This is a genomic window from Actinopolymorpha sp. NPDC004070, assembly GCF_040610475.1.
Classification (GTDB): Bacteria; Actinomycetota; Actinomycetes; order Propionibacteriales; family Actinopolymorphaceae; genus Actinopolymorpha.
Window position 1 is genome coordinate 1 of the sequence record NZ_JBEXMJ010000026.1, and the last position, 5,095, is coordinate 5,095.

The window sequence follows — 5,095 nt, forward strand, 5'->3', positions numbered from 1 at the left end:
GGCGTACTCCTGTGCCGCTACCACCACGTCACCGTCCACCACAAAGGATGGCAAGTCCGCATGGGAGCACACGGCCACCCCGAATACGTACCGCCAGAGTGGGTGGATCGACAGCAGAGAATCCTTCGGCCCTGAGAGCCGAACGTGGGCGGGGATCGCGGCGTCACTCCCCGACCGCACCGTCGGCCAGTTCGCGGGCGACGTCGAGGTGACCCGCGTGCCGGGCGTACTCCTGCAACACGTGGAAGAGGATCCAGCCCATCGATGGCTGGGCGTCCACGTCCGCCGGGAACCTGCCGCCGAGCGCTGACAGGTCCGAGAGTGCTGCACCGGCCGCGATCTCCCTCGATCGCGCCACCTGCACGTGGAACGCAACCAGTACGTCGTCCACGGACTCGTCGGGATCCACCCGCCAGCGGCCGTCCGGCCCGTCGTCCGCCCACGGGTCGTCGACCTGCTCGGCCAGGAAGCCCCAGACCAGCCAGCGGCGTTCGACGTGGGTGAGGTGCTTGAGCAGTTGGAGGGGCGTCCAGCCCGACGGAAGCCGGCTGGTGCGCAGCTCCTCCTCGGACAGGCCGTCGAGCTTGCGGAGCACGACGTCGCGGTAGTAGTCGAGGAAGCCGACCAACAGGTCGTGGGGATCGCTCAGGGCATAGTCGGGCTCGGAAGGTTCGGTCACGAACCAGACCCTAGCCACCCACGGCGGCGCGGACCGCCGGAGTTCCGGTGGCGGTGCCTTCTCCAACTCCGGCGGGCTGCGCCCACGGGCCTCTGCTCAGTCCCGGCTCGGCACCGATGTCAACCCAGCCTTGCGCGGGTCTCAGCCGAGGCCGACCGTACGGCCCTGTGCGGCCGAACGCAGGATCGCCTCGGCAACCTCCACGATCGCCAGCCCGTCGCGCATCCCCACCACGTCGCCGCCACCCGCTTCCGGACTCGCGTCCGCTTCCACGCCGCCGCCGGCGCGGTTGCGCAGGATCGCGTCCCGGAAGGCAGCGAGCTCGGTACGCAGCGGCTCGGGTTTGGGGATGGCGTACCGGATCATGTCGCCCTCGGTCACGCCGCGAAACGACGCCATGGCGTCCCACTCCAGCAGGCGCACGCCGTTGGCGTGGAACGTCAGGTCGGCCGCGATCGTGTCCGCGACGAACGCACCGCGCTCGCCGGTGACCACTGTGACGCGTTCCTTCATCGGGGACAGCCAGTTGACCAGGTGGTTGACCACCGTGCCGTCGTCGAGCTGGCCGACGACCGCCACCAGGTCCTCGTGCTTCCGGCCGCTCTTGTGCGCGGTACGCGCCGACACCGACCGGTAACGCCCGCGGGTGACCCACGCGGTGGAGTCGATGTCGTGGGTGGCGAGGTCCTTGATCACACCGACGTCGGCGATGCGGTTGGGGAACGGCCCCTGGCGGCGGGTGATCACCTGGTAGATCTCGCCGAGCTCGCCCTGGTCGAGGCGGGCCCGGAGGTTCTGCAACGCCGGGTTGTAGCGCTCGATGTGGCCGACACAGCCGACCAGTCTCTGAGCCTCGAACGCCGCGGCCAGCTTCTCCGCGCCCTCCACCGTGCTCGCCAGCGGCTTCTCCACCAGCGCGTGCACACCGGCGGCGGCGAGTACCAGACCCACCTCCTCGTGGAACGCGGTGGGTACGGCGACCACGCACAGGTCGATGCCGGCGGCCACCAGCTTGTCCACGTCCGGCAGTACGTCCAGCCCACCGGCCACGCCGTGCGGGTCACCACCGGGGTCGGCGACCGCGACCAGCTCCACGCCCTCCAGGGATCGCAGCACCCGCGCATGATGGCGGCCCATCATGCCCAGGCCCAGCAGCCCGGCCCGCAGCGCGCTCATCGCGACACCGCCCTGGTCACCTCGGCCACGATCTGGGCGAGGTCGCGGTCGGACAGGCCCGGGTGCACCGGCAGCGAGATCGCCTCCCGGCAGGCCCGCTCGGTCTCCGGCAGGTCGACGTCACGTCCGGAACCCTCGGCGAACGACGGAAGCCGGTGGTTCGGGATCGGGTAGTAGACGCCGGTCCCCACCCCCGCCTGGGCGAGCCGGGCCTGCACGCCGTCCCGGTCGGGCACCCGCACGGTGTACTGGTGGTAGACGTGCTCGGCGTCCGCCGCCGTGCGCGGGGTGACGAGTCCGGCGACCCCGGCCAGGCGGGAGTCGAGGAAGCCGGCGTTGGACCTGCGCTGCTTGGTCCAGCGCTCGACCCGGGCCAGCTGGACCCGCCCGATCGCGGCCGCCACGTCGGTCATCCGGGCGTTGAACCCGACGACCTCGTTCTCGTACCTGCGTTCCATGCCCTGGTTGCGCAGCAGCCGTACCGTGCGGGCGAGATCCTCGTCCGCGCACACCACCATGCCGCCCTCGCCGGTGGTCATGTTCTTGGTGGGGTAGAAGCTGAACGCGCCGAAGGTGCCGAACGCACCGACCGGGCGCCCGGCCCAGCGCGCAAGGTGGGCTTGACAGGCATCCTCGAAGATCCCCAGCCCGTAACGGTCGGCGATCCGGATCAGCTCGGTCAGGTTCGCCGGATGGCCGTAGAGGTGCACCGGCATGATCCCGACCGTGCGCGCGGTCACCGCGGCCTCGACCGCCGCAGGGTCCAGACAGAAGTGGTCGGGTTCGATGTCGGCGAACACCGGCGTCGCCCCGGTCAGCGCCACGGAGTTGGCGGTGGCGGCGAACGTGAACGACGGCACGATCACCTCGTCCCCCGGTCCGACACCTGCCGCCAGCAGGCCGAGATGCAGGGCGCTCGTACCCGCGTTGACCGCCACGCACAGCCGATCGTCGACCAGGCTTGCGAACTCCTGCTCGAACGCCGCGACCTCCCGGCCCTGCACCAGCATGCCGCTGGCGATCACCCGGTCGACCGCGGCGCGTTCGTCCGCACCGATCATCGGCATCGCGGCCGGGATCGGCTCGGGGAGCAGGTCGCCCGGCGCCGCCTGTCGTACCGCTCCGTTGTTGCTCACGTCATCGACCCCCGTGGTCGGCGTCCTCGCGCAGAAGTCCCCCGCGCTCGCTGTAGGTGGCGCCCGTACGCGGACACAGCCAGCGTCCGGCGCCCTTGTCCTCCAGTCGTACCCCCGCACGACCGACCCACCCGACCCTGCGCGCGGGCACTCCGGCCACCAGCGCGAAGTCGGGGACGTTTCCTACGACGACCGCGCCCGCGGCCACCATCGCCCACCGGCCGACCGTCACCGGCGCGACGCACACCGAGCGGGCGCCGAGCGAGGCGCCCTCGCGGACCGTCACCCCGACGGCCTCCCAGTCGGCAGCGCGTTTGAGCGTGCCGTCCGGGTCGACCGAGCGCGGGTACTGGTCGTTGGTCAGCACCACCGCGGGCCCGACGAAGACTCCGTCCTCCAGCACCGCCGGCTCGTAGACGAGCGCGTGGTTCTGCACCTTGACCCGGTCACCGATCCGGACGCCGGCGCCGACGTAGGCGCCGCGGCCGACGATGCAGTCCGTGCCGAGCACGGCGTCCTCCCGGATCTGCGCCAGGTGCCACACCGAGGTCCCGTCACCGACGCGCGCCGTCTCGTGCACGTCAGCGGAGTCGGCCACGAAACGTGCTGCCATGAACCCAGAGGGTAATCGTCACGGTTCACTCCGGGGCGGCGACGCGCATCACCTTCCGGACGGCCTCCACGGTGTCGTCGATCTCCCGCTTGGTCAGCGTGGGATGCACCACCCACATCAGCGACGTCTCACCGAGTTCGCGGGCCACCGGCAGCGGCCGCTCGGGCCGCCCGATCCCGTCGAACGCCCTCTCGCGGTAGATCTCCGCGCAGGCACCCTGCAGGCACGGCACCCCCTCCGCCTCGATCGCGGTCATCACCGCGTCCCGGTCCCACCCCGGTGCGAGGCGTTCGGGCCGGACGAAGGCGTAGTACTTGTAGTACGCGTGCCGCACGTCCGGCGGAGGGACGGGCACCCGCAGTCCCGGCAGGTCGGCCAGGCCCTCGTCCAGCACGGCCGCGTGCGCGCGCCGGCGTTCGGACCACTGCGGGAGCCGGGCCAGTGCACGACGGCCCTGCGCGGCCTGCAACTCGGTCATCCGCGCGTTGGTTCCGAACGACTCGTGCAGCCACCGGAACCCCGGCGGGTGCGCCTGCTCGTACACCGCCGCGAAGCTCTTGCCGTGGTCCTTGCGTTCCCACACGGCGCGCCAGATCTCCTCGTCGCCGGTGGTCACCGCGCCGCCCTCGCCCCCGGTGGTGACGATCTTGTCCTGGCAGAACGACCACGCCGCCACGTGGCCCAGCGTTCCGACCGACCGGCCGGCGAGCCGCGCGCCGTGCGCCTGTGCGCAGTCCTCGACCACCACCAGGCCGTGCCGGGCGGCCAGGAACATCAACTCCGCCATCGGGGCCGGCCAACCGCCCAGGTGCACGGGGATCACCGCCCGGGTCCGCGGCGTACGGACTGCCTCCACGGTGGCCGCGGTGAGTGTCTGACTCACCGGATCGATGTCGGCGACCACCGGCCGGGCGCCGACCGCCACCACGGCGCTGGCGGTGGCCATGAACGTCCGCGCGGGGACGACCACCTCGTCGCCCGGACCGATCCCGACCGCGTGCAGGGCGAGTTCGAGCGCGACGGTTCCGTTGGACACCGCCACCGCGTACGGCGCTTCGACGGCGGCGGCGAACTCGTGCTCGAACGCCCGCCCCTCCACACCCGTCCAGTAGTTGACCCGGCCCGATCGGAGCACCCGCGTCACGGCCTCGATCTCGTCCTCGGCGAACACCGGCCAGGACGGGAAGGCCGCCGTGCGCACGGGCGTGCCACCCGCGACCGCGAGTACATCTCCGGACGGGGCAGACGTGCCGAACATGCGCGTTCAGCCTCCCAGGACGAGGATCGGGTCGGACGGGCAAGTCGAGCCGTTCGGGCCGGACGTGTACGCCCACTCCTCTGGTCCCCGCATCCGGGCGTCGGTACGCCCCCCTCCAGGGTCAAGTAGTTTCCCTTCCCGCGAGCCCGGGCGAAGGATCCTGTTTCCGCCTTTTGGCGACCAGAAACCACGGCACGGCCGCTTCGCCGCTCATCCACCGCTCACGTCGTCCA

General features: G+C 71.6%; 5 protein-coding genes. All 5 read right to left on the minus strand.

The window, feature by feature from the left end; genetic code table 11:
* Positions 1-163 precede the first annotated feature (163 nt).
* Entirely contained in the window at positions 164-679 is a 516-nt protein-coding gene (locus ABZV93_RS28685; RefSeq protein ID WP_354942059.1) for a DinB family protein, read from the minus strand.
* Between the two features lie 141 nt (positions 680-820).
* Positions 821-1,855: a Gfo/Idh/MocA family oxidoreductase gene (locus ABZV93_RS28690; protein WP_354942061.1), complete on the minus strand. Its 1,035-nt coding sequence runs from the start codon at positions 1,853-1,855 to the stop codon at positions 821-823.
* Positions 1,852-2,949, minus strand: coding sequence for a DegT/DnrJ/EryC1/StrS family aminotransferase (locus ABZV93_RS28695; protein WP_354942075.1), 1,098 nt, complete (start codon positions 2,947-2,949; stop codon positions 1,852-1,854). Before ABZV93_RS28695 ends, ABZV93_RS28690 begins: the two co-directional genes overlap by 4 nt.
* A 43-nt stretch (positions 2,950-2,992) precedes the next feature.
* Complete coding sequence (locus tag ABZV93_RS28700; protein WP_354942063.1) at positions 2,993-3,604, minus strand: acyltransferase; 612 nt, start codon at positions 3,602-3,604, stop codon at positions 2,993-2,995.
* Between the two features lie 25 nt (positions 3,605-3,629).
* Positions 3,630-4,862, minus strand: coding sequence for a DegT/DnrJ/EryC1/StrS aminotransferase family protein (locus tag ABZV93_RS28705; RefSeq protein WP_354942065.1), 1,233 nt, complete (start codon positions 4,860-4,862; stop codon positions 3,630-3,632).
* Positions 4,863-5,095 lie beyond the last annotated feature (233 nt).